This is a genomic window from Marinobacter sediminicola (genome assembly GCF_031157525.1).
In the GTDB taxonomy this organism is placed as follows: Bacteria; Pseudomonadota; Gammaproteobacteria; order Pseudomonadales; family Oleiphilaceae; genus Marinobacter; species Marinobacter sediminicola.
In genome coordinates this window covers 165,052-190,491 of record NZ_JAVIXR010000003.1, presented here as the reverse complement: position 1 = coordinate 190,491, position 25,440 = coordinate 165,052, and the positions used below count along the sequence as shown (strand labels likewise).

Annotated in this window: 21 protein-coding genes; 7 read left to right on the top strand and 14 right to left on the bottom strand. The window is 55.6% G+C overall.

Going from position 1 to position 25,440, the window contains the following annotated elements:
- The first annotated feature begins 135 nt into the window (after window positions 1-135).
- Complete coding sequence (locus RG807_RS05815; RefSeq protein WP_309044054.1) at window positions 136-951, top strand: SDR family NAD(P)-dependent oxidoreductase; 816 nt, start codon at window positions 136-138, stop codon at window positions 949-951.
- 112 nt (window positions 952-1,063) lie between these two features.
- Window positions 1,064-1,861 (top strand): class II glutamine amidotransferase, encoded by a 798-nt coding sequence (locus tag RG807_RS05810; protein WP_309044053.1) that lies wholly within the window; start codon window positions 1,064-1,066, stop codon window positions 1,859-1,861.
- A gap of 51 nt (window positions 1,862-1,912) precedes the next feature.
- On the opposite strand, the gene RG807_RS05805 is transcribed toward RG807_RS05810, so the two are convergent.
- Entirely contained in the window at window positions 1,913-2,818 is a 906-nt protein-coding gene (locus RG807_RS05805) for a metal-dependent hydrolase (protein ID WP_309044052.1), read from the bottom strand.
- A gap of 221 nt (window positions 2,819-3,039) precedes the next feature.
- Between RG807_RS05805 and RG807_RS05800 the strand changes: the two genes are divergently transcribed.
- Window positions 3,040-4,146 (top strand): AraC family transcriptional regulator, encoded by a 1,107-nt coding sequence (locus tag RG807_RS05800; RefSeq protein ID WP_309044051.1) that lies wholly within the window; start codon window positions 3,040-3,042, stop codon window positions 4,144-4,146.
- Window positions 4,147-4,358: 212 nt separating this feature from the next.
- On the top strand, window positions 4,359-4,766 hold the full coding sequence (locus RG807_RS05795; protein ID WP_309044050.1) for an NINE protein: 408 nt from the start codon (window positions 4,359-4,361) through the stop codon (window positions 4,764-4,766).
- On the opposite strand, the gene RG807_RS05790 is transcribed toward RG807_RS05795, so the two are convergent.
- The 4 genes from RG807_RS05790 to RG807_RS05775 form a co-directional block, all read right to left on the bottom strand.
- Window positions 4,759-6,141 (bottom strand): WS/DGAT/MGAT family O-acyltransferase, encoded by a 1,383-nt coding sequence (locus RG807_RS05790; protein WP_309044049.1) that lies wholly within the window; start codon window positions 6,139-6,141, stop codon window positions 4,759-4,761. The two genes, RG807_RS05795 and RG807_RS05790, sit on opposite strands and share 8 nt — an antisense overlap.
- A gap of 65 nt (window positions 6,142-6,206) precedes the next feature.
- Window positions 6,207-6,575, bottom strand: a complete 369-nt coding sequence (gene nirD / locus RG807_RS05785; protein ID WP_309044048.1) for a nitrite reductase small subunit NirD — start codon at window positions 6,573-6,575, stop codon at window positions 6,207-6,209.
- A gap of 173 nt (window positions 6,576-6,748) precedes the next feature.
- On the bottom strand, window positions 6,749-9,256 hold the full coding sequence (gene nirB / locus RG807_RS05780) for a nitrite reductase large subunit NirB (RefSeq protein WP_309044047.1): 2,508 nt from the start codon (window positions 9,254-9,256) through the stop codon (window positions 6,749-6,751).
- A gap of 28 nt (window positions 9,257-9,284) precedes the next feature.
- Complete coding sequence (locus RG807_RS05775) at window positions 9,285-10,517, bottom strand: NAD(P)/FAD-dependent oxidoreductase (RefSeq protein ID WP_309044046.1); 1,233 nt, start codon at window positions 10,515-10,517, stop codon at window positions 9,285-9,287.
- A 341-nt stretch (window positions 10,518-10,858) separates the two neighbouring features.
- Between RG807_RS05775 and RG807_RS05770 the strand changes: the two genes are divergently transcribed.
- Window positions 10,859-12,163: a nitrate- and nitrite sensing domain-containing protein gene (locus tag RG807_RS05770; RefSeq protein ID WP_309044045.1), complete on the top strand. Its 1,305-nt coding sequence runs from the start codon at window positions 10,859-10,861 to the stop codon at window positions 12,161-12,163.
- Window positions 12,164-12,172: 9 nt separating this feature from the next.
- Here RG807_RS05770 and RG807_RS05765 read toward each other — a convergent pair whose 3' ends face one another.
- Genes RG807_RS05765 through RG807_RS05755 form a run of 3 tightly spaced genes read right to left on the bottom strand, consistent with a single transcriptional unit; the run spans window position 12,173 to window position 15,371 of the window.
- Complete coding sequence (locus RG807_RS05765; protein WP_309044044.1) at window positions 12,173-13,039, bottom strand: ABC transporter ATP-binding protein; 867 nt, start codon at window positions 13,037-13,039, stop codon at window positions 12,173-12,175.
- Window positions 13,040-13,050: 11 nt separating this feature from the next.
- Window positions 13,051-14,046, bottom strand: a complete 996-nt coding sequence (locus RG807_RS05760; protein WP_309044043.1) for an ABC transporter permease — start codon at window positions 14,044-14,046, stop codon at window positions 13,051-13,053.
- A gap of 23 nt (window positions 14,047-14,069) precedes the next feature.
- Window positions 14,070-15,371 (bottom strand): CmpA/NrtA family ABC transporter substrate-binding protein, encoded by a 1,302-nt coding sequence (locus RG807_RS05755; protein ID WP_309044227.1) that lies wholly within the window; start codon window positions 15,369-15,371, stop codon window positions 14,070-14,072.
- A gap of 515 nt (window positions 15,372-15,886) precedes the next feature.
- On the opposite strand from RG807_RS05755, the gene RG807_RS05750 reads away from it, so the two are divergent.
- Entirely contained in the window at window positions 15,887-18,559 is a 2,673-nt protein-coding gene (locus RG807_RS05750) for a nitrate reductase (protein WP_309044042.1), read from the top strand.
- Here the strand turns inward: RG807_RS05750 and RG807_RS05745 are convergent.
- From RG807_RS05745 to RG807_RS05730, 4 genes are all read right to left on the bottom strand, one after another.
- Window positions 18,542-19,198: a hypothetical protein gene (locus RG807_RS05745; protein ID WP_309044041.1), complete on the bottom strand. Its 657-nt coding sequence runs from the start codon at window positions 19,196-19,198 to the stop codon at window positions 18,542-18,544. The two genes, RG807_RS05750 and RG807_RS05745, sit on opposite strands and share 18 nt — an antisense overlap.
- A gap of 185 nt (window positions 19,199-19,383) precedes the next feature.
- Window positions 19,384-19,821, bottom strand: coding sequence for a hypothetical protein (locus RG807_RS05740; protein WP_309044040.1), 438 nt, complete (start codon window positions 19,819-19,821; stop codon window positions 19,384-19,386).
- A gap of 19 nt (window positions 19,822-19,840) precedes the next feature.
- Window positions 19,841-20,191: a hypothetical protein gene (locus RG807_RS05735; RefSeq protein ID WP_309044039.1), complete on the bottom strand. Its 351-nt coding sequence runs from the start codon at window positions 20,189-20,191 to the stop codon at window positions 19,841-19,843.
- A gap of 74 nt (window positions 20,192-20,265) precedes the next feature.
- Window positions 20,266-20,784 carry an Hcp family type VI secretion system effector gene (locus RG807_RS05730; protein ID WP_309044038.1) on the bottom strand — a complete coding sequence of 173 codons (519 nt, stop codon included), beginning with the start codon at window positions 20,782-20,784 and terminating at the stop codon, window positions 20,266-20,268.
- Between the two features lie 352 nt (window positions 20,785-21,136).
- Here RG807_RS05730 and RG807_RS05725 point away from each other — a divergent pair, with 352 nt between their 5' ends.
- Complete coding sequence (locus tag RG807_RS05725; RefSeq protein WP_309044226.1) at window positions 21,137-23,485, top strand: sensor domain-containing diguanylate cyclase; 2,349 nt, start codon at window positions 21,137-21,139, stop codon at window positions 23,483-23,485.
- A 10-nt stretch (window positions 23,486-23,495) separates the two neighbouring features.
- On the opposite strand, the gene RG807_RS05720 is transcribed toward RG807_RS05725, so the two are convergent.
- Both RG807_RS05720 and RG807_RS05715 read right to left on the bottom strand, forming a co-directional pair.
- A complete protein-coding gene (locus RG807_RS05720) occupies window positions 23,496-24,263 on the bottom strand; it encodes a sulfite exporter TauE/SafE family protein (protein WP_309044037.1) in 768 nt (255 codons plus the stop codon).
- Window positions 24,254-25,393: a transglycosylase SLT domain-containing protein gene (locus RG807_RS05715; protein WP_298451104.1), complete on the bottom strand. Its 1,140-nt coding sequence runs from the start codon at window positions 25,391-25,393 to the stop codon at window positions 24,254-24,256. Before RG807_RS05715 ends, RG807_RS05720 begins: the two co-directional genes overlap by 10 nt.
- Between the last annotated feature and the right edge of the window lie 47 nt (window positions 25,394-25,440).

Sequence of the window (25,440 nt, the reverse complement as noted above, 5' to 3'; positions counted from 1 at the left end):
TACCCAAAAGCGGGGGCTGAGTCCGACTGGCCGGGGCGTCGTGCAATACAGAAACGCAAGGCCATATGCTGCTCAGGCGCAGTTGTTAGAGTATCTTCTCTAAGAGGCGCAACACACAACAAGAGACCCATGCCCATGAAAGATCTGAAAAACAAGGTAGCGGTAATCACCGGAGCAGGCTCCGGTATCGGTCGGGCTCTCGCCAAGGCATTGGCAGTGCGGGGCTGCAGGCTGGCGCTGTCTGATGTTAACGAGGAAGGCCTTGCTGAAACCGCCGCCGGCCTGACGGGTTCGGAGGTTAAAACCTACCGGTTGGATGTTGGCGACAGAGACGCGATATACGCCCATGCAGCGGAGGTAGTGAAAGATTTCGGCCAGGTTAATGTGATTATCAACAACGCTGGCGTAGCACTCTCTGCAACGGTGAGAGAGATGTCTGATGAAGACTTCGAGTGGATCATGGATATCGACTTCTGGGGTGTCGCCCACGGCACAAGAGCCTTCCTGCCCCATCTGATTGCGTCGGGTGATGGCCATGTAGTGAACATCTCCAGTGTGTTTGGCCTGATCGGCGTACCTACGCAAAGCGCCTACAACGCAGCAAAATTTGCGGTTCGTGGCTTTACAGAATCCTTGCGTCAGGAAATGAGAATGGAGAAGCAGCCAGTGGCTGTAAGTTGTGTGCACCCGGGCGGTATTCGTACCAATATTGCCAATTCTGCGCGCATGAGCAGGCTGGAAAGCGCGACAGAGTTGCGTAAAGGGTTCGACCAAATAGCCATGACCACGCCGGAAAAAGCGGCCGAAACCATTGTTAAAGGCATTCTCAAAAACGAATCCCGCATTCTGGTCGGGCCAGATGCCTGGGGTATCGATGTCATTAATCGGTTGCTGGGGTCTGCCTACCAGCCACTGGTGGAACGCTTCACCCGCAACAAGCTGATTATCTGATCGCTATTATCGGATTGTGAAGAAAGGCGGGTATGCCGGCTGCTGGCATACCCGCCCAAGTGCGGTATCCTTCAACTGGAACCCCCCATCCTGCACGGAGCCGCATCCCGTTATGTGCGAACTACTGGCCATGAGTGCCAACACCCCCACCGATCTTTGCTTCAGCTTCACCGGCCTGACCCGCAGAGGTGGCGACACCGGCCCTCACAAGGACGGCTGGGGTGTCGCTTTTTACGAGGGCAAAGGTGTGCGGGCCTTTCACGATGTGGATGCCAGTTCAAACTCCCGGCTTGCCGAAGTGGTGCAGACCCACCCTATCAAAAGCGAAGTGGCTATTTGCCATATCCGTCAGGCCAATGTCGGTGACATTTGTCTGGCCAATACTCACCCGTTCAAGCGCGAACTCTGGGGTCGCTACTGGGTTTTTGCCCACAACGGCCAGCTCTCCGAGTTCCGGCCATCATCGGGTTTCTACGAGCCGGTTGGCGACACAGATAGCGAGGCCCTGTTCTGCGATATTCTCAACCACCTGCGTAAGCAATGTGACCGGGATGAACCGGTTGAGGTTATTACAGAACACTTGGTGGAGCTGTCGCAGGGGTATGCGGAGCAAGGCGTTTTCAACTTACTGCTGAGTAACGGCGATTGGCTGTTCACCTACTGCAGCACCAAAATGGCCAGCATCACCCGTCGCGCACCTTTTGGCCCCGCGAGGTTAAAGGATGCCGACGTGATTGTGGATTTCGAATCAGAAACCACCCCGAACGATATCGTCAGCGTGATTGTAACCGAGCCCCTGACCAGCGATGAGAAATGGGATGTTTACCAACCCGGTGAATGGCGTTTGTGGCGGAAAGGGATAGTGGAAGCCAAAGGCATTGCGGCGAACGCGCAGGGCGCGGGGGCTTGAAACCGGGCAGGCCGGCGCTACGTGGCCAGCCTGCGTGTTTGCACCCTTGAATTACTGCAGGGTTTTGCGATTCCCACCTTGGTACTGAGGCGCTATAAAAGACTGGATCTCCTCCTTGAAACGTGCGATTAGCTCGCTGTTGTCGTGATCCCATGGGTGGTACCCCGGCTTGAAGTAACTGAGCCAGACCGGAACCAGGCTTGAGAAGGTGCCATTTTTGCCCCATGTACGCCACAGGCCTTTGGCGGTATCGGTAATCGAGAAGCCTTTGGCGTCGTTCAGCATCAATCGGCCGGTGAAATAAGAGGCCATGACCCCTAGTGCCGCTGTGCTGAACACCAGATAAAAGGTTCTTTCGGCGTAGGTGCCCCCAACTTCCTGAAACACATCGTAAGCCACCGCCTTGTGCTCGGTTTCCTCGATAGCGTGCCATGCCCAGAGTGGGCGCATGGTTTCGTGCATGCCCTCACGCACATCGTCACGCTCCAGAAGCATATCCGCCATCATGGCCGTCATGTGCTCAAGGGCACAGGTAATGGCCAGTTGGTGGCGCTTTGGCAGCAGTTTGGTGGCGTCCAGAACCACTTTGAGATGCTTTTCCATGTCCTCAATCGGCATGCCCTGATCCCGCACATGCTGGTTCATGGCCATATGCTCCAGGGAATGCATGGCTTCCTGGCCAATAAATCCCCGCACTTCGGCTTTCAGTTTTGGATCGTCAATCTGATCCCGATAGGCACGTACAGAATCCACAAAAAACTGCTCACCCTGCGGGAAAAGCACGGAAAGTGCATTCATCATGTGACTCAGAAAAGGGCTGTCCTCCAACCAGTACTGGGGTACCTGTTCATCAAACTCAAACCCCATACGCTGGGCTTTAATGTTGACGTTATCCGGCGTTTTCGATGCCCGGTTAGCTGCGGTGACCTGCTTTTCGGCGGCTTTTGTACTCAGCATGGGTCTACTCCTCACATTGGCTGATGACATGGCCTCAGTGTGTCGGAGTCCACTGCCGGGATGAATGCGAAAGCAGGCCGGTCACCATTCAAAATGGGACAGGGCGGCACAAAAGTTGACCAACGCGACGGAACACCAGGTGCAACCGGCCCCACTGCCATGGCTGCGGGCTTCTGCTAGAGTCTTCAGCAAGTACTCACTTAGGCAAACAAGGGCAACCTATGGCGATCTCCGGGACGGAAAAAGAACGGCAGATGCTGGGACTATTCCTGGTGCCAGGCGCATACCTGCGTGTGCTGGCCCAGACCGTACAGCAGCTTGGCCATAACGACCGCCAGCTGTATCAGGGCCTGAATTTCAGCGCAGAAGACCTGAAAGCCAACGACAGCCGTGTGTTTGTTACAGATGCCACGGTTATGACTGAACGCGCCCTGAAGCTCGCCGGCAAAGACGGTTTAAGCTTTATGCTGACTCGCGAACTGCGGGTAACCATTCACGGCACGCTTGGATTCGCCGCGCTAACCAGCCCCACCCTGGCGGGAGCTCTGGATTCGGTTCGCCGCTACCTCCAATTGCGGATACCTTTTCTCACCATGAGCCAGTCGGAAACCGATGATCAGGTACTGGTGAAACTCTGCACCGAGTTCGACGCGCCCGGCGTTTATCCGTTTCTGGCAGAAACTGTCTGTGCAACCTTGGTGATGCTCACTGAACAGTTGCTGGACCGTGGCGATGCAGAGAAAAGTGGGTTTACCATGAAAGACGGCAAGTTGCCGGGAGTCAGTGTGCGCCTGAGTGCTGCGGAGCCTGCCTATTACCGCCAGTTTGCCGACCAGTTGCCGGTAAAGTTTGAGTATGACCAGCCCGATGAAATGCTGGTATTCCCGAAAGCACTGCTGGACGTGCCCATGCGGCTGGCCGATGCAGACGCTTCCCGCCTGGCGAGCGATGAGTGCGAATTTGAACTGCAAAAAGCACTAAAAGAACAGGGCGACATCGCCATGGCCGTGCGCAACATGCTGCGCCTGATGCCGGGCCCTTTGCCCTCGTTGGAAGCCATGGCCGAGCGCTTCTGCGTTTCCTCCCGCACCTTGAAACGCCGGCTGGCGGACCGCGAAACCAGCTACCGTGAAATCGTGGAATCAGTACTCAAAGACCGCGCCATACAGCTCTTGCGCTACACCAACCAATCCGTGAGCGAAATCGCCTACGAACTGGGCTACGCTGACCTCTCCAACTTCAGCCGAGCCTTCAAAAAATGGACAGGGAAATCCGCCAGCGAATTCCGCGAAGGCGGCCCCGACCCAGCACCAGAGCTGGGGCCGTGACCAACGTCTAAAGTATTTGGAGGTATCGCAAGAGTCGAAGGACGGAGGGTGGCGCATATTATCCGCCAGGAAAAAGATGTCTGAGCGAAGCGAGTTATTTTTCCCAAGGAGAATATGCGCCACCCTCCGGCCCGGCACCGAAACCAAAGACCTTGTAGAATCAACCTCCAAGCCCCATATAAAAGCTACCGATAACCGACACCGGAGCCATAATGCTCAACCGCCCAGATACACACAGCAAACTGTTTGGATACCTACTCTGGATCTTCGGATTTCTGGGCGCACACCGCTTTTATTACGGCAAACCCATCACCGGAACAATCTGGTTCTTTACGTTCGGATTCTTTCTGATCGGCTGGATAATCGACTTCTTCCTGATCCCCTCCATGGACGAACAGGCAGACAGCAGGTTTAGAGAAGGCGAAGTCGACTACAACATCGGCTGGCTGCTACTCACCTTCACCGGCGTATTTGGCCTGCACCGAATGTACATGGGCAAATGGATCACAGGCATCATCTACCTGCTGACCGGCGGCCTGTTCCTGATTGGTATTCTCTACGACTTCTGGACCTTGAATGACCAGATTTCAGAGCGGAACCGCGAAGTGAAGTTCAGCTAGCCATATCCTGCTCCAACTCCACCAAACCGTCCTCCAGATAGTCCAGCATCCGCTGGAGGCTCGGTAGGGTGCGGCGACACCCGATCAGACCAAACTCGATCTGGTCGTTATAGCTGGTCAGCGTCATGTTTAATGCCATGCGATCCATGGCAATCGACACCGGATACATGCCTTCCAGCTTGGCACCGTTCCAGTAAGAGGTTTCTTTTGGCCCGGGTACGTTTGAAATCACCACATTGAACGTTTGCCACTTCGGAGCCATCCCGGTAAGAAGGTGAAAGCACGCCGGCGCCAAGGTAAGAGCGGTGTAGTTGAGAATCTCTTCAGGCGACATGTGGGCGTAACGTTCCTTTGCTTCCTGCATGCCTTGGTGAATCTTCCTGAGCCGCTCACCTGCGTGGCTTTCATCCGTGTGCAGATTGGCCAGAATAACGCCCACGTGATTGCCCTCCGCTTGATCCTCCCCTGACTTCTGGTACTTGCGCAAAGACACCGGAACCATTGCAATCAATGGCTTTTCTGGCAGCGCATCCAGGTTCATCAAATAGGTACGTAACGCACTGGCGCACATGGCGGTGACCACATCGTTCACAGTGGCGTCGTACCCATGACAAACGGCCTTGATGCGCTTGAGGCAATAGGATTGCGCCGCGAATCGACGGGAGCCGGTAATTTTTCGATTCAAAATGCTGCGTGGCGCATGGAACATGGAATTGTAGAGTGGATCTTTGCGGGCTTTATTCACCGAGCGCAGTAATTCCCGAGCGACGGCTGGCACAGTTCCAAGCTGCTTCCCCGACTCCCCCAGTAAATGGCTGATACTCTGCCAGAGAGAGGGGCTGCTTCTGTCCCCGCTCTGCCCTTGTCGTACAACCATGTCCCAAACGGGCGGCATGTTGCGCTTGGAGGGATCCGTCGACAGCATTTTTTGAGTCATTCTCATGGCGGAAATACCGTCCACCAAGGAATGGTGTACCTTTATGTAAACGGCAAACTGCCTGTCGCCAAGCCCCTCAATAAGATGGAACTCCCACAAAGGCCGCTCCCGGTCCATCAGGTGGGAGTGTTCGGCAGAGATAAACGCAAGCAGCTCACGGATACGGCCGGGAGTAGGCAAGGCGACAAAGCGAAAATGGTGCTCCAGATCCAGATGATCATCCTGGACCCACACAGGTTGTGCCAAGCGGCTGTCCAGTCGCAGGTTGAAAGGCGCTGTTACTTGCGTGTCTTTTCGAAGTTGCTCAGCAAGCCTTGCGACATAATCGTCAGGCGCATCCTCCGGAAACGAAAAAATCTGCAGCCCGCCCACATGCATGGGTTGCTGGCGCTTTTCCAGCCAGAGAAAAAGCTGGTCTGTAGGGCTGAGAGGCTTCACGGGCAGGATCCTTTTTATGATTGTTTGACTGATCTTACATCAGGTTGCCCGCGAGTGATTCAAGGTTAGGCTGCCACAGCCTCCTGATGTGTTTCCCTTGTTTCCAAAAGGATCCGATTTCCATCAAGAAGCACCGAGTAGGTTTTGACCCTAACCGACTCATCCTCCAAACAGGCACCGGTTTTCAGATTAAAGTGTTGTTTGTACAAAGGCGATGCGACGATTGGCTCACCCCCAAGATCCCCCGTGATACCTCGCGCCAGAACATTAGCGCCACTGAATGGATCTGCATGGCTGATGGCAAAGAGCGCCGGCAACCGATGCGGCAGATAAAACACCGCCACCGGCCCGTCTACCGTCCAGACCGCAATACCGGATTCCGGCACCAGATCATCAACAGTACAAACCGAGTTCCAACAAGTACGAGTTCTCATCTGTATTCTCCTTAAATTTCGTTTTCAGGTTTACGGTATTAGCCAGTTTGGTGAGCGTGGTGGTATGGGGGATGCTTTTCCGCCGGGAAAAAGATGTCTGAGCGCAGCGAGTTATTTTTCCCAGAGGAAAAGCATCCCCCGTGCCGCCGCGCGCCCCCACCAAAACAAACAGGCTACACAGACTCCAAAACAGGCCGCCTCTGCCCCCGCTCAGTAGTCCACTGCTGCACCGGATCCCTCTGCTCTGGCAAGTTCACAAACTCCCGAAACCGCTTACGCTTCCCGGGATCCTCCACAGCCGTTTTCCACTCACACTGATAGGTATCTACAATGCCGTTCATATGCTCTTCGAGCTCAGCACAGATGCCCAGACTGTCCTCAAGAACCACATGCTTCAGATACTCCAGACCGCCCTCCAGGTTCTCCATCCAGACACTCGTGCGTTGCAGCCGGTCGGCCGTGCGCACATAAAACATCACCACCCGGTCAATGGTGCGGATCAGCGCCTCATCAGACAGATCGGTGGCAAACAAATCAGCATGCCGCGGACGCATGCCGCCATTACCGCAAACATAGAGATTCCAGCCGTTCTCGGTGGCGATCACCCCGAAATCCTTACTCTGCGCCTCGGCACACTCGCGGGTGCAGCCAGACACCGCCATCTTCACCTTGTGCGGCGCCCGCAGGCCCTTGTAGCGATTCTCCAGAAGAATGGCCATGCCGACACTGTCCTGCACCCCATAGCGGCACCAGGTGCTGCCAACGCAGGACTTCACCGTGCGCAGGGACTTGCCGTAGGCGTGGCCAGTCTCGAAGCCAGCTGCAATGAGCCTCTCCCAGATCACCGGCAACTCACTGAGTGTGGCGCCGAACAGGTCAACCCGCTGGCCGCCAGTGATCTTGGTATACAGGTCGTACTCTTTGGCCACCTCGCCCAGCACGATCAGCTTATCGGGTGTGATCTCCCCGCCAGGAATGCGCGGCACAATGGAATAGGTACCGTTTTTCTGCATGTTGGCCATGAAGGTATCGTTGGTATCCTGCAAGGGCACGTGATCGGTGGCCAGAATATGCTCATTCCAGCAGGTGGCCAGAATGGAGCCGACAACCGGCTTGCAGATGTCACAGCCATGGCCCTTTCCGTGCTGGCTGATCAGGGTGCGAAAGCTGCGGATGCCATTCACCTTCACCAGATGGAACAGGTCTTGTCGGCTGTAGGGGAAGTGCTCACACAGGTCCTTGCTGACTGCCACGCCGCGTTTTTCCAGCTCGTTGTCTACGACGCTCTTGAGCAATGCGGTACAGCCCCCGCAACCGGTACTGGCCTTGGTGTCGGCTTTGACGCCGGCAAGATCGCTGCTACCCGCATCAATGGCACAGCAAATGTCGCCCTTGGTGACGTTGTGGCAGGAACAGATGGAAGCGGTTTCCGGAAGCGCGTCGGGGCCCAGCGCCGGCGCACCGCCCTGGCTCTCCGGCAGGATCAGGGCTTCCGGATTGTCGGGTAGCGCTATGCCGTTCAGTGCGTACTGCAGCAGAGTATCGTAGTAGCTGTTATCGCCTACCAGAATGGCACCCAGCAGTGTTTTACCGTCTTCGCTGACAACCATGCGGCGGTAGTGGCCTGTTTGCTCGTCGTTAAAGCGTATATTGCGGGCGCCGGGCGTCTGGCCGTGGGCATCACCGATGGAGCCAACATCCACGCCCAGCAGTTTCAGCTTGGTGCTCATATCGGCACCGGTAAAGGCAGCGTCAGAGTGGCTGTTCAGCACCGATGCCAAGGTGCGGGCCATGGTATAGCCGGGCGCGACCAAACCGAAAATCCTCTGGTCCCAGAGCGCGCACTCGCCAATGGCATGGATATGCGGATCGGAGGTGGTGCACTGGTCGTTTACGACGATGCCGCCGCGTTCGCCCACGTTCAGGCCACTGGCTCGCGCGAGTGCGTCTTGCGGACGAATACCGGCGGAAAATACGATCAGATCGGTTTCCAGATGGCTGTCATCGCTGAAGTTCATGCGCAGCCGCGCGTTCTCGCCCGCAACGATGGCGGTGGTGGCTTTCTCGGTGTGAACCTGAACACCCAGCTCTTCAATTTTGTGGCGCAACAGCGCACCGCCGTCGGCATCCAGCTGCACCGGCATCAAGCGGGGGGCGAATTCCACCACATGGGCCTGCAGGCCGAGACTTCTTAGCGCATTGGCGGCCTCCAGACCAAGCAGGCCACCGCCTACTACGACGCCGGATTTGCCCTCTTTGGCGCTGGCGCGAATGGCATCGAGATCGTCCAGGGTTCGGTATACAAAACAGTGGGGGTGCTCGCGGCCTTCAATCGGCGGCACGAACGGGAAGGAGCCGGTCGCCAGCACCAGTTCGTCATAGTGGTATTCGCCTTTCGGTGTGATCAAGGTACGCTGATCCCGGTTCAGGGCGGTGACTGGCTCGTTTAAATGCAACTCAATGCCTTGCTCGGTGTACCAGTCTTCCGTGCCCATGGCGAGATCTGCATGGGTAGAGCCTGCGAAGTACTCAGACAGGTGAACCCGGTCGTAGGCCAACTGCTTCTCTTCGCCGAAAGCCAGAATGTCATAGTCCGGGGCCGCAGAGCTGGCGACAAATTGCTCGAGAAAGTGATGGCCAACCATGCCGTTGCCAATCACGATCAGGGTTTTCTTGCTCATGGTTCTTTCCTCTCTCATGGGCAGCGCTTCAGGCTGCTGCTTCGCAATAGGGTTTGCCAAAGGGCAACTGGGCCCGGAATGGTTGAATGTCGGTGTTGTCGTTAATCAGCTCCTGGTACCACGGGCCTTGGCTTGTGTTGCCCATCAGAATGGCGCCAACCAGCCGGTTATCGCGAACCAGCAGGTGGTTGTATCCGCCGGTTGTAATGTCTTGCCAGATCAGGGATTCGGTATGCTCATCGGGTGCCTGCTTGCAACAGGAAAAAACAGGTATGCCGCCGATCTTGAGCCTGGTGGCGATTTCAGAAGGCTGGTATGTCGCGCTTCTGGTTGTTCCTGCCAGTACGCATGCCAAGGTTTTTGCGTGCTGGTAACCCGGCTCCACAAGCCCATAGGTTTCGCCGTTGAACTCGCAGCACTCGCCAATGGCGAAAATGTCTGCAGCGCTGGTTTGTAGCTGAGCATTGACCTGTATGCCCCGCCCGCAGGCCAGCCCGGCGTTTTGTGCCAGTTCACGGTTGGGCTTGATGCCGGTAGCGATGACAACGAGATCCGTGCTGATAAGAGTCTGGTCGTGCAGTTGAATGGCACGAACACGTTCTTGCCCCAGTATCCGGGAGGGGGATGTGGACGTCAGAATATGCATGCCGCGTTCGGTCAGGGCATCAGACAGAAGCTTGCCACTGTCAGGGTCCAGCTGCCGGTTCAGGAGATGACGGCTTCGGTGCAAAACGGTGACATCCATGCCCCGGCGCAGCAGACCTTCGGCAGCCTCAAGCCCGAGAAATCCGCCGCCAACCACGATGGCCCGCTTCCGGCTTTTGCTAAGCTCAATCAGGGTGCGAGTGTGGTTAAGGTCGCGAAAATTCATAACACCGCTCAGTTCTTCGCCGGGAATACCCAGGCGGGCGGGGCTGGCTCCGGTTGCAATAACCAGTGTGCTATAGCTGTAAACACGGCCTGAGCTTGTCGTCACCGTGTGCTCATCCGGAGCGATAGCCTCGACTGCTTCACCGTGATGAACCTGAATGCCGTGATGGGCAAACCAGGCGTCTGGCTTCAAGGGCAGGCTATCCTCTTGGGTGTCTCCGCTGAGCAGGGCAGAAAGCTGAACACGGTTGTATGCCGCATAGGTTTCGCCGTTGAACACAATGATATTCCGATAGGGGATTGAGGCTTTGCTCACCAACTCTTCAAGGAATCGTTGAGCCACCATTCCGTGGCCACAGACGATCAATGTCGGTTCCATTTTCCGGATCATCTTTGCACCTATGCCGCGCTTAAAACCAAAAAAGCCGGAGCATCTCGTCCCCTCGGGGAATCGATGATCCGGCGCCAATGCCATCAATAGTTTTCTGGAAGCTCGGCCGAATCCTTGGCCGTAACAATCGTCCTTGAATTGTATAAAGCGATGTTCGTGCCAAATTGCAAAAACCTTTAAAATCAATGCTTTGATGTTTTCTTGATAAGTGTGGTGCTTGGGTATCCGGCTTTTTTGCACCTTGCAGGAGCAGGCTGCACGACTTTGATGCGTTTTTGCTGGCGCGGTAATTGCTCCGGTTTCCAGCGATGCAGCAATGTGACTACACCCGGAGTTTTGAAATGGATATCAGCAAGCGTCGATACAACCCTGTCCAACCCTCGGCTGAGGCGTACCTGATCGCATCGCGGCGGTGCGAGCTTATGAACCTCCAGTATTTTTTGCAGATGGGGAGGCTGGTACAGAGCATCAGCAATCTCGTGCACGGGCTGCAGCGGGAACGCGGAGCGTCCTCCATTTTTCTGGGATCGGGTGGTGAAAAGTTTGGCCTGGAGAGAAAAACCATGGTCGCTGAATCGGAGTGTTTGTATATCGTTTTCAAGCGGGCACTGGCTGAGATCCATGAAGAGTTGACGACACACCCTGTCAGCAGCCACTTGCTGGCTCATATTGCCAGCGCCCTTCATGGGCTGGAGAGCCTGACAGCGCTGCGCGAGCGGGTGAAAGCCCGGGCACTGTCGGTGCCAGAGACAACCGAGTCCTACAGTACGCTTATCCAGCGGCTGATTACCATGGTTTTCGAAGCGGCGGATACTGCCGTAGATCCCTCGCTTGCGCGTTTGCTGGTGGCTATGGTGCATCTGATGAAGGGTAAAGAGTTCTGTGGCCAAGAGCGCGCAGCAGGCTCCGTCGGTTTCTCCACAGGACGCTTTGACAGTGCACTGAGCCGGCGCATGACGCACCTTGTTGAAGCGCAGGGGCGGTGTTTTGAGGTGTTTGTCGAGTTTGCCGATGAGCAGAGCGGCCAGCTACTAAAGAGCCTGCTTGCTCATGAGCGGGAACAGGAAGTGGAGCGCCTGCGGCGTTTCGGATGCGCCATCGGCCGATACAAACCTCTGGACCCAGAACTTGCTGATCACTGGTTTGCGCTAATGAGCGAGCGTATGGATGAGCTCAAAAAGGTAGAAGAATCGGTGGAAAACAGTTTTCATGGTCGCTGTGCCGAGCGTTATGCAGACGCACGGAGCACATTGGCACATCATGAGGTACTGATTGCAGCACTTGAGCAGCCAGAAAATTCTGTGCCGTCCATGTTGGTACTCTGTGAGCCAGACAACAGTGGGCAGATCCAATCAGGTGAAGCCTGGAACAGCGGCGGTATTGGTCAACAATCTGGACGATCAATTTTTGACCTGGTGCAGGCGCAGTCACGTCGGCTTCAACAGATGAGCGAGGATTTGCAGAGTGCCAAAGACGCTCTGGAAGAGAGGAAGGTTCAGGAAAAAGCGGTCTTGTTGTTGATGCGTCACCGCAAAATCAACAACGATGAGGCTCATCGGGTTTTGCGAAAGCTGGCCATGGATCAGGGTAAAAAGCTGCCCGAGGTTGCTCGGGCACTGGTGTCTATGGCTGATGTGTTGAAGTAAGCGACCTGTTCAGGCCTTCGCCGCCGGAACGGTGTCTTTTTGCATGTTTGTGCCAGTCGTTTGATTATTCCGGCGCGGGGTGATGCTTTCCAGCTTACGTTGCTTCTCATAGAGAAACTTCAGAACCTCCTGCCGGTAGTGCACGTAGGTGGGATCATCCGCCAGAGTGACTCGGTTACGGGGCCTTTCCAGGTCGATATAAAGATCTTCCCCGACGGCCGCCGCGGGGCCGTTGGTCATCATGATAATGCGGTCAGACAGCAACACGGCCTCGTCCACATCGTGGGTAATCATGATCACCGTGTTGTTCAGGTCTTGTTGGATTTCCATCAGGGAATCCTGGAGGTGCGCCCGGGTAAGTGCATCCAAAGCGCCAAAAGGTTCATCCATCAACAGCACGCTTGGCTTCATTGCCAATGCCCGGGCAATCCCGACCCGCTGTGCCATACCTCCTGAGATTTCTCCCGGCCGCTTGTTGGCGGCGTGGGCCATGTTTACCAGTTCCAGGTTGTGATGAATCCAGCTTCGACGCTCCTGTTTTGTCATGGATTTACGGAATACCTGTTGCACCGCCAATTCCACGTTCTCGTACACCGTCAACCAGGGCATCAGAGCATGGTTTTGGAACACCACGGCCCGCTCTGGCCCGGGAGAGTTGATCTCATGGCCATCCAGAATGCATCCGCCCTTGGTAGCCTGTAGCAGACCGGCGACAATGTTCAGGACTGTGGATTTACCGCAGCCGGAATGGCCAATCAGGGAGACAAACTCGCCTTTTTTGATTTTCAGGTTGATGTTGTCCAGTGCAATAAAGGAACCCTTGGGTGTATCAAATGACATTTCCACGCCGGTCAGTTCCAAATGGGGCTTGCTCATAAGTTTCTCCGTTACTCGTTCCACGCAATTTTTTTCTGAAGCATCAACATGACGCGATCCAGTACAAAGCCGATAAAACCGATGGCCAGCACGGCCGCCATGATCCGGCTTAAGGATTGGCTACTGCCGTTCTGGAACTCATCCCAGACAAATTTGCCAAGCCCGGGGCTCTGCGCCAGCATCTCAGCCGCAATCAGCACCATCCAGGCAATGCCGAGCGAGACGCGAAGCCCGGTGAAGATTATGGGTACCGAGGATGGAAGAACGACCTTCATCACGTGGGTCCAGAATGACAATCGCAGAACCCGCGAAACATTCAGCAGGTCTGGATTCACCGCCGCTACGCCAACGCCGGTGTTGATCAGGGTGGGCCAAAGGCTGCACAGGGTGACGGTAATCATCGAGGTGAGGAATGACTTCTCGAACATCGGGTCGTCACTGACGTAAGTCGCCGATACCACCATGGTAACCAGAGGTAGCCATGCCAGAGGCGAAACGGGTTTGAAGATCTGGATCAGTGGGTTGATCGCTGCTTGAAGGTGCCGGTTAAGACCCAGCACTATGCCCAGTGGGACGGCGATCGCCGTTGCCAGAAGGAAGCCCGCCATGACGGTGATCAAGCTGGTGACAATCTGGTCCACAAACGTCGGGGCACCGGGGTAGCTCCGGATCTTGACTTCGGCATCTGGATTCTCAGCCAGAATTCGAGCGTTTCGCTCCTTCTGCATGGTCACGAACTTGTCCGCCCGTTCCCTCTGGTTGATGTGCTCCTGCCAGAGCTGTCCGCTCTGCTCCCAGACTTGCGCCGGGCCTGGAAAGGAGCCCAACGAGGTGTTCACCTGGGGCGCAGCCAGATGCCAGAAGCCGAGGAAGACCAGAATGCCGACCATCGGGAGTACCAGCTGTTTGCCGGTTTGGGCCAGCTCCACGCCAGTGAATCGATCTGTCAGTGCTTTCAGCCCCCCAAAACGTCGGATTCTGGAGTTTGTGTTCATTAGCGTGCTCATGTGGTTCTCCTGAGGACAGCGCGTTAAGGGGTATCGGAGCCTTTCAGGCCAATGTCAAAACTGTCGATGTAGGCATTGGGTTGGCGCGGGGTAAAGGCGACACCATCAATCAACTCACCCTGATGGGGGCGGGAGAAGTTCTCCTGATTGAAGTCGGGGAAGTCTTCAGCCTCCATCAAGCCATCGTCGATCAGGGATCTGGCCGCTTCGGCATAGATGTCTCCACGGTATACCTGTGCTGCCGTTTTCATGTACCAGTCGTCCGGTTTGGCCTCGGGTATCTGGCCCCAGCGGCGCATCTGTGAGAGATACCAGATGGCATCAGACGGGTACGGGTAGGTTGCGTTGTAGCGGAAGAAAACGTTGAAATCGGGCACCTCGCGGATATCCCCCTTCTCATACTGGAAGGTACCCGTCATGGAGCTGGCGATGACCTCGGCATCGGCACCCACGTAGCTCGAGCGAGACAGTATTTCGACGGCTTCTTGCCGGTTGGCATTGTTGTTTTCATCCAGCCAGTGTGCAGCGCGAATCAGGGCGCGCAGCAGATGCAGGTGGGTGTTGGGGTATTTCCCAGCCCAGGACTGACTGACGCCAAACACCTTTTCCGGGTTGTTCGGCCAGATTTCGTAATCGGTGATCACCGGAACGCCAATGCCCTTCGATATGGCCTGTTGGTTCCAGGGCTCGCCCACGCAATAGCCGTGAATGGTGCCTGCTTCCAGAGTGGCGGGCATTTGTGGGGGCGGGGTTACAGAAAGGTGTACGTCTGCGCTGAGGGTGCCGCTGGTATCGCCGTTCTGAGGGGCGTAGTAGCCAGGGTTCAGGCCACCCGCCGCCAACCAGTAGCGTAGCTCGTAGTTGTGGGTGGAAACCGGGAACACCATGCCCATGCGAAAACGTTCACCCTTCTCACGGGATTGCTCTACCGCCGGTTTCAGGGCACTTGCGCTGATCGGGTGCACCGGCTTTCCATCCTTTTCAGGAATCTGCTGGCGCATGATCTCCCATACTTTATTGGAGACGGTAATCGCGTTGCCGTTCAGGTCCATGCTGAACGCAGTAATGATGTTGGCCTGAGTGCCATAGCCAATGGACGCTCCCAGCGGCTGGCCTGCCAGCATGTGGGCGCCATCCAGCTCGCCGGTGATAACTCTGTTCAACAGGACCTTCCAGTTGGCTTGTGCTTCCAGCTCAACGAACAGACCTTCGTCCATAAAGAAACCCTGCTCCCAGGCAATGGCCAGAGGCGCCATGTCGGTCAGTTTGATAAAGCCGAGCTTCAGATCCGGCTTCTCAGGCGGGCCAATCTCTGCCTGAACCATGCCGGCGCTGGCTATAAGGGCGGCTGTAGCAGCCAACCCGGCCAGTCGGCGGAACGATCCGGTGACGATGTTCAGGGTTGTTTCCATGACGTATCTACCTCGTGACATTCTTTCAGGCAAAAAAATGCCTGCCCTCCGCTGTCGGAAGGCAGGCACCTATGCCCGATTAAATTGAGTGGTCTCGAAAGTTCATCTGTGAGGTTGCATAGCCTGTGCCAGTGATAAAAAACGCTTTAAAAACAGTGGTGTATTGTTCTTCTTCAGAGTTCAGGTTGTGTTTGGGAAGGATATTTCTGGTTTGCTTTAGTGCAGGACCGAGTGGTTTTGCACCATTGTGAATCGTTGGAGACGTACCAGACGAGAGTCTGTCGTAGGTGAGTTGTGGGCGCGCGGGCGCTGTACGCGGCGCATCCGGGCCAGGGTCATGGATTTTGGGGCTGCGCTGGCCTTGTTATTGCAGTTCGCATCTGGGTTTTGAGCAAACAGTGATCAAACACAGGCGAAGAGGTAGAAGCGTGGATTCCAATATCAAACCGGCTGACAGCATTCAAACCACTTGCCCATACTGTGGTGTGGGTTGTGGTGTGGCGGCGACACCTTCTTTAGTGGCCGGCGACAAAAGTCACCCCGCCAATCAGGGCCGGCTGTGTGTTAAAGGCTCAGCGTTGCATGACACTCTGGTTCCCAACGGAAGGCTGTTGAAGCCCCAAGTTGAGGGTGAGGAGCGAAGCTGGCCAGAGGCGCTTGCTGCAGTGCGCGATGCCATTCGCGATGCTGTTGATCATTACGGCCCGGGATCTGTAGCCCTGTACCTGTCGGGTCAGCTGTTAACAGAGGACTATTATGTTGCCAATAAACTTGCCAAAGGGTTTATCGGTACGCCCCATGTGGATACCAACTCGCGACTTTGTATGTCTTCAGCGGTGGCAGCCCACAAACGAGCGTTTGGCGAGGACTGTGTTCCCGGCTGTTACGAGGATCTGGAACTCGCCGATCTTCTGGTGCTGGCGGGCAGCAACGCCGCCTGGGCTCACCCCGTACTCTACCAGCGTATGCAGGCATCGCAGCGCGCCGGACGCCGGGTGGTGGTTATTGATCCGCGGCGAACAGCCACGGCTGACCTTGCAGACCTCCACCTTAAACTGAAGCCTGGTACCGATACGGTTCTGTTGAACGGATTGCTGGTGTGGCTGGTGCAACACGGGGCGACGAATTCTGACTATATCGCTAGGCACTGTAGCGGCTTTGAAGAAACCCTTGCGAGTGCACAGGAGGTTGCCCCCTCAGTGACATCCGTTGCCACCCAGTGTGATCTTGACGAGGACGACGTTGAGCAGTTTTACCGTTGGTATGCCGACACCCCGAGAACTGTAACAACGTTCTCCCAAGGGATTAATCAGTCGGTAGCCGGTACCGACAACTGCAACGCCATTATCAATTGCCACCTGGCGACGGGACGTGTGGGCCGGCCGGGCGCCAGCCCTTTTTCCCTGACAGGCCAACCCAATGCCATGGGTGGCCGGGAAGTGGGTGGTTTGGCGAATACCCTGGCTGCTCATATGGAATACGATACTCCGGGCGCCCGTGAGCGTTTGGCCGGATTCTGGGATACAGACCGTCTTCCGGAGGCGCCTGGTTTCAAAGCGGTTGAGCTCTTTGAGGCTGTGCATCGAGGTGATATCAAGGTGCTCTGGATTATGGGCACCAATCCTGCGGTCAGCCTGCCGGATTCGGCGCGGGTGTGTGAGGCCTTGGCAGCTTGCCCCACGGTGATAGTGTCCGACTGCATGGCGAATACGGATACCACAGCATTCGCCAAGATATTGCTGCCAGCGGCTGGATGGGGGGAAAAAGACGGAACCGTCACCAATTCGGAGCGCTGCATTTCGCGCCAGAGATCTTTTCTGCCTTTAACTTCCGAAGCTCGCCCTGACTGGCAGATACTGACGTCGGTTGCGCGCGAGCTTGGGCATGCCCGGGCTTTTCAGTATCAGCGTCCTGCAGATATTTTTCGGGAGCACGCGATGCTCTCCGCTCTTGCGTGTAAGGCTAGCGACGGGCGACAAGTGTTTGATATCGGTGCTTTGGCCCAGCTGACCGAGGCTCAGTATAACCAGCTGGAACCTGTGCAGTGGCCTGTATCCATTGATGAGGCGGGTGATGTAACCGGCACACCCCGGCTGTTTTCTGACGGGCGCTTTGCCACGGATAACGGGCGGGCCCGAATGGTGCCCATTTCTGCAGGGCTGCCCCGCCAAGTCGTAACCTCACGCTACCCACTTGTGGTCAATACCGGCCGTATTCGTGATCAATGGCACTCGATGACGCGCACGGCACTGGTCTCTCGGCTTCTGACGCACCGCCAGGAACCTTCCATTGAAATCCATCCGGACGATGCGCTCCACTATGGGATCAATGACGGGACCTTGTGCCAGCTCACCGGGCCAGGGCCTGAGGCATTTCTTGGTCGGGCTCGGCTGACAGTGGATCAACGCCCCGGAGAGGTCTTCATACCGATTCACTGGAGCGGATGTTTTGCCTCGCAAAGTGTTGCAACAAATCTGATTGCTGCTGTGACCGATCCGATCTCTGGCCAGCCAGAAAGCAAGCACGGTGTTGCCAGCTTATCTAGCCTTGCGAGCCGATGGCAGGCTCGGCTGATGCGTCGCGGCTCCGGCGGAGGGCTGGGGAAGCTGGCGGGATTTTGTGACTATTGGTGCCGCCAGCCACTGACCCACAGTACGAGTTGGTGGCTGGCAGGTAACCAGACCATAGATTGGGGTAGTGATGCGAGGAGTTGGCTGGGGGGAGAACCACAGCTGATCATGGCTGATGCAGCGCAAGGCCGCTTCCGTGCGGCGTGGGTGGTTGATGGTCGCCTGGATGCTGTTCTTTTGGTCGATCGTGAGGTGGGTCTTTTGCCGGATCTGGCGTGGCTGGATCAGTGTTTTTCGGCTGAACGTTTGAGCGCTGATCAGCGACAGTGTTTGCTTGCGGGCCGGTCTGTGGAAACGGAAGAAATAGGGGCTCTGGTGTGCAGCTGCTTTCAGGTGGGTGATCGCCAGATTGCCAGTGCCATCCGCCGTGGGCACACGACATTGGAAGCCTTGGGGCAAACTTTAAAGTGCGGCACCAACTGTGGCTCCTGTGTTCCGGAAATTCGTGAGCTTTTAGCGCACCCTGCGTAGCATCGACATGGGGACTCGGTAGCGCTGGCCCCGGAACCTGCCTGTGCCGTCCACGGTGCAGGTTTTGCGGTTCACTCGCGTAATATCGCCCTGAAATTCCCGCAAACCCTGGTCGAAGGCCACAGCTTCGCCAAGGTTCCACGCCGCCTTCTGTTTATTGATATCAGGCATTTCGAAAGACTGCTGAGGCAGATCGATGCCCTGCTGTTCCGCGCGCTCCGCTAATACTTCTCGCACGACACCTGCTTCTCCATTCTCATGCAGACCATCCAGAATGTTATAAAAGTGCCGGTTGTGAACCGAGCCAGGAAACCTGTGGCCTGCACTGTGTTGCAGCAAATGTGCGAACTCGTGGCAGCAGGTGTGTGCCAGCAGGTTAAGTGTGTTCAGCTCGCCGTCGAAATATCCACGCCTGTGGATCTCGCGGCTGGAGAGCCAACCACTCGCTGTGGCGGGATGGTGCTTGGCCTGAATCATGCGAAGGCCGTAAGTGATCTGGTGCTGCTTTGGCTGCGGGTTAAAGCGGTGATAGGTCGCTTGGCCGGAGCCTACCCGGCACACCAGAGTGCTCCCGGGCGCTTGCGCCTGAACCTGATTTGCAGCGGGTTGCCAGAGAATCTGCTCTGTAACAGTGCACATCAGCTCGCCTAGCTGACGCATTTGATATTTCGGGTGTTTCATGTCAATCGAAGGACTACGCGCCTCATGATCTGGTAATTCGGTTTCGTTAGGTTACCTGCCAATTTACTAGATTCTCGGCGACGAGTCAGACATAACGTCACCAGATAAAAATAAGTGGTGACAGTTTGTCTGAAGGCGGCGTATTAAATTCCGGCCGAGACTGTCTTGACGATTTCGTCGAAGTCACCTTCAGGGAAGCTGAAAATAAGAATTGAGTCGGAGTGCGTTTCGCTGAATAGGTAGCCGGTAACGTAATTACGGTTTTTTGCTGCGAACCCCGTGAAGCCAGATGGGAGATTCAATGGCGTTGTATTCGTGGATGCTGATTCAGAGCTGAGTTTAAGCTCGTTCAGAAAAGCTTCCGCTGAATCGGAGCCTTCGGGGACAGGTTCAATGCGGATGAACCCAATGGCCTTGCCTTTACGGAAGAGAGATGTGTCATTTACGTCAATACGCACTGCATCGAATAAAGAAGAACCCACAGACACCGAGTAATCCTGACTTGGCGAAAATGATATCGGCTGAACCGAGCTGCAGCCCGATAAAAACAGTAAAAATATAGCTGTGCTGATGAGTTTCATTTATTCAGGCTTCCTTGTCTTATCTGAGAGAGGATTCCAGCAAACTCCTGAATTGTAGTCCACGAGTTAGTTTGCAAGTAAGGCTGATTTTAATGTGGCCCTTTGCAAATGGATCGCCTGCAGCTCGAATAACCCTGATGGCCCATTTTCGAATGCCATTTGCGGGAGAAAGTATGTCTTTTGGGTTTGGGACAGCATCGATCCATTGGCTGCACACTTCAGTCTCAGTTATTAATTGAGCAACAAGCTGTAGCGTCTCTGGCGTAATGCTGCCCGCATGAAAACGGTTTGCGATGCGCTCACCGTAAAAGGCAGTGATTACTGCTTTTACAGCTGAGACATCTTCTTCAGATAAATTGGTATTGCTCACTATCAACTTCCTTTTGATAGTTGGAATGCAAAAAAGAGAGGCGTGGAGCCTCTCTTTTAGAACCAAATCGAAACTTACGCCTCGATTGGCGAACGCCAGTCGTCAGCACCGGAAGTGCCGGCAACTGCGTGCTCCCAGGTTACCTTGCGGTAGGACACGGACACGGTTACCAGCTGGGTGAAGTCAGCGCTGGCGGCGTCCTGGCAGTGGGGCATGGTGCAGTTGATGTCGATAATGGTGGCATCTTCCAGGATGGTAGAGAAGAAGTGCTCTTGCTTGCCTTCAACCGAGGTGCGGTACCACTTCAGCTCAACCTTTGGCAGCATTTCGCCAGAAGCCAGAGCGTTGTACATCAGAGGGGTGGCTTTGTTCAGTGCGGAGGTGAACTTGAACGGCTTGTGTACACGCTGGCCGGAAGGCTGGCCGGACTGGGGATCGGTAGGAACGGTAACAACGTGGCTGAATTCCTGAACCAGTACTTCGTCTTCATGACCTTCAACGTAGATGTTGCCTACGGAATCGGACGTGAATGCACCAGCGGTGATGTTGCCCTGAGTTTTACCTTCGATCGAGATATAACAAGGAGTTGGCATAGTCTGCTCCATGACGTTTTAATGAATGAATGTCCTTGGGTGTTCCCTGGACAAAAAGATATAAACAAAGCCCGTGCCAGGTTGGTAAAGTTCTTTCAAAACAGTATCTAACAGGTTTTCCGCAAAGCGCTGTTCTGCGATGGGCAAGCTTATGCTCGGCCCTGGGGCGATAAATTGCTCCCTGGGCGAATATTTGCCTGGGCAAATAGTGCTGGTGATTGCAGGCCTGTAATTCCCCACTGCACAGGCTCTGCTAAAATTTAAACGACCGAAAACATTTTTAAGCGAACTGAACAGCAGGGGGACCCACCATTACTACGCTATCTCTGAAAAGAGGAGTAACTCTGCTGTGATGATTTCCCGCTGGCTGCGAGGCTTGGTCAACCGGGCTGTGCTTTTCGTGGTTGCCGCTGTTGTCCTGACTGCGCTCGTGGTTGCTCTTGTTGGCTCACTTTTAAGCAAGTCCGAACTTGAGCAGCAGGCGGCGAAACAGGTAGAGACCATTGCGCAGATAGTGGCTGGCGAACTGGACGATAAGTTGGCTCAGCGCTTGGAAACTCTCAGCCATGTGGCCAAAGGGCTCACCATGAGTGAGGCCGCATTCGAGGTGCGAGCAAAAGTCGTGATGCGCCGCCAAACAGCATTGCAGCACCTTTTTGATGGTGTTTACCTGATTGATGCGCAAGGGAAAGTGATTGCCGAGCACCCGGAAGATCTGGAGCTGGTCGGGTTGGATATTAGTAACCGCTCGTATTTTCGCCGCGCCAAAGAGCAACTTACCCCGCTTATCAGTGAGCCCTACAGATCATACGATCAAGGCCGGCCTGCCCTGATGATGGCAGCGCCCGTATTCGATCATAAACAACGCTTTATCGGCATGCTCGGGGGTGCAGTTGTGCTTTCGGGTGAGCATCTAATTGAAGAGTTTTCTGACATCCGTATTGGTGAAACCGGATATTTGGCGATCGTAACCCACGGTGGAACGGTTCTGGCCAATGGCCGGACCGGTGAGGTTATGCAACCGATTAACGACGCTAACCCGCTGCTAAAAGAGGCCGTGGGCGGGTTTGAGGGCACCGCCAGAACTCGTGGTTCTGAGGGGGAAAGTATCATTCTGTCGGTTCAGCAAATGTCTGAGGTGCCTTGGTTTGTGGCCGCTAGTTGGCCCGCTCGCGAAGCCTATGCGCCGGCTAGCCGAATCAAGGATGCCTTTCTCTGGACGTTGTTGGTGGTGATCCTGCTGGTTGTTCCGGTGACCATGTGGCGCTTTCGTCGCCTGATGGCGCCGTTGGGCGAGCTTGGGCAGCAAGTGCGCGAGCGCCATCTGGGGGTGCGAAGTAACCCGGTGGGGGTCTCCGGTAGTTCGGAAATAGGCCAGGTGGCTGAAATATTCAACATGGTTATGGACGAGCGTGATGATGTTTTGAGCTCACTGGCAGAGCGGGAGGCCTTTTTCCGGTCACTTACCCGCGGAGCACCGATAGGTATTGTGCAGGCTGACGTACTTGGCCGCATTGAGTTCGTGAACCCGGTATTTGAAGGCATTATCGGCCTGACACTGGCAGAGCTCACAGGTTCCCATTTGTTTGATTGCGTCACCGCGAATGATCGTGATGCAGTGATTCATGGCTGGCAGAGAGCCCTTGAGAAACAGGAGGTATTCCGCGGGCGCTATCAGTTGCAAGGGCCTAACGCAGGCACGCCGGTTTGGTGCCAGGTAATGACGGCAATTCTTGAAACTCCCGAAAAGGTTATGGGTACCATTACGGTTGTGAGGGATATTTCCCACGAACTGGCGGTAGAAGACGCCCTGCGAGACGAGCAACTAAGGGCGGAGAGCATATTAGGCGTAATGCAGGACGGCGTCTTGATGGCCGACACTGGCGGTGTTATCCGATATGCGAACCAGGCTGCGGCCCGCTTTTTGGGTGCCGGTGGGGAATATGTTGGTAAAAATGTATTTGAGCTGGTGGGCATCGACCACGAGGACCAAGCCCTCAGCCACGAGTGGTTTCTTGACCGGGATGATCTGGACAGCCTTTACGTTACCCTTCGCAACGCCAACGTCGATCTGTTCGATGTCGACCTCAGCATGATTCACATCCGCCAAGGCCGGCAGAACGAGCGATTGGTATTTGTACTCCGTGATGATACCGAGCGCAGGCGCCAGGAAGAGCGCCTGTCCTGGGAAGCAACCCACGACAGCTTGACGCAACTGTTAAATCGCCGGGCCTTTACCGCAGCGCTAAACAAATGCCTCAGCGAGATGCCGCAACAGGACGCAAGCTCCGTGCTGATACTCATCGATCTTGATCACTTCAAGCCGGTAAACGACGAAGGTGGACATCTGCTTGGCGATGAAATGCTCCGTCGACTTTCCGATCTGTTCAAGGAGTCGGTGCGTCAGTCAGATGCTGTTGCTCGCTTGGGTGGGGATGAGTTTGGCATTATTTTGCCAGCGTGCGGCATGGACAGAGCCAAAACCCTTGCCGAACGTATTCGTGCGGGTGTTGAGGCGTTCGCCATAGAACACGAAGGCCGTATGTTCGGCGTTACGGCCAGTATCGGGGTGACGGAACTGCTCCCGACAGACCGCGAACCGAAACACGTGGTCGCCCGCGCCGATGAAGGTGCTTATGCGGCCAAATCAAAAGGCCGCAACCGTGTTGTCGTGATACCTGCGCCGAAGCCAGAACTGTAAAGATGCACCGTTATGCCCACCAGTGTGCTGCGAGGCTGGCCTGCCAAATCAGGCGCAAAGCCAGAACGGTCAGAACCAGATTGAGCGCTTTGCTGAACCAGTGATTGTTCAGTGAGTGCAGAACGCGCAATCCTAGCCAGGTGCCGGCAAAGCCGCAGACAATCATGGCCAGGATGAACGGCAGCCAGTGCGCGAACACAAACCCCGTTACACCAAAAACCAGGGCCTTGGGAGCATGCTGCAGAACCATGGCGGTGGCAAAGGTGGCGACGGTGCGAAACCGGTCTGCATGAATTTGCTTGATAAACGCTGCGACCAAGGGGCCGGTCGCGCCCACAAACAGGCTGATAAAGCTGGTTAGTGCAGCAGCAACAAAAACACCAACCGGGCCGAAGGCGCCTTTTGGTAGCGATGGTCCCCAGCACAGGTAGAGCACGAAGCCCGCAATGGTCAGTTGCCATAAATAGGCGGGCAGGCTCACCAGCAACCAGGCACCCGCTGCTGCACCTACGATGACGCCGGGTGCAAAAGCTGCAATGGTTCTCCAGTCGATGTGTTTCCAGGTCAGTATTGTCCTGCCACCGTTAGAACCCAGCTGAATCATGCCGTGCACGGGAATAATAGCGGCTGCCGGCATCCATGTGGCCATCAGAATCAACAGAAGAACACCGCCGCCGGCGCCCAAACTGGCTGTGATCATTGAGGTAACAACAGAACTCGCCAGCAGGAAAATCGCCACTGACAGGCTCAGGCTCTCAGGGAGCAACGCTATTTCCACGCGCAGAATTCCTCGGATTCAAGAGTTGGGGTTCGGCATAGGGCTTCTGTTGCCAGCTGCACATCGGCCACATAATACAGGGATGCCAGCCCCAGTCTGTCCCGGCCCAGATTGTGAAACACCATGCCAAAGGCAATATCACCTGCGGTGAAGCGTTCGTGGTTGGCTGCAAAGTACTCGGCTGGCTTTGCCAGTGTTTCATCATCAAGAAGCGCTTGCACGCGCGCCGCGCCGCCGTGGTAGGCCTGAACCAGCAAGAGTACAAACAACTCGTTGCGTTTGTCCTCCGGCAGGTGGCCGAAGCGTTCATTAAAGGCCGGCTGCAGATTGCGGGCGTTTTGGTGCATCAGGCGCAATGCACAATCAATCTGGGCCAACCGGTGCCAATAGTTTTGCGGCTTGATCTGGCAGTCATTCAGGGCGGAGGGAGACAGCTGAAGAATGCCTTTGGCGTCCGCACGGGAGTGTGCCCGGGCTTGCCCACCGCTTTCAATCAGGATTTGCCCGGCCAGATACCTGGGTAAAACCGCCGGCAATGTATATCGGTTTTGCTCGCTCCTGAGCTGAACAATGTACATCAGCGCATCGTGGAGCGATCCCGGGTTTTCGCGCGTGGCGAAGGAGAGGTCGTCCCAGGCACCCCACACACGATCTTTCCCCCGGGCACCCAGATAACGGCCAACGGCAAGATCCAGGTTTACATGGGGTTGATCACACGCCAGAGCAAACGGGTATCCATTCGTATTTGCGTCCCCGGCAATCCACTCTTCAGTGACCCCTTTTTCATGCTGAGCCTGACGGGCGTCGTTCAGGCGCTGCTGAGTGGCGGCGCTGGTTGTGCCGTTGCTGATCCACCCCAAAAACTGCCCGCGCATATCGAACAGAATGTGACGATCCGTATTTGAGCAGTAGCCGGATTCTTTCAACACCCATCGGCGGATAGTAAGGATATTTGTGTAAACGCCCTGGCTGACCCAGTAGGGCGAGTTCCTCACAATGGCGGTCCAGCCAGCAGTATCAGCACTGTCGGCTTCGGGCTGCTTCTCTTCTGACTGCGCTGCTACAGGCGCCAGCGCAGTCAGGATGAAAATAACGGCAAGCTGACGTAAGCTTGCGAACCTTGAGTACATAAGCAATGTGTCCGTGGCATTCCGGGCACCACAATAACAAATGGGCG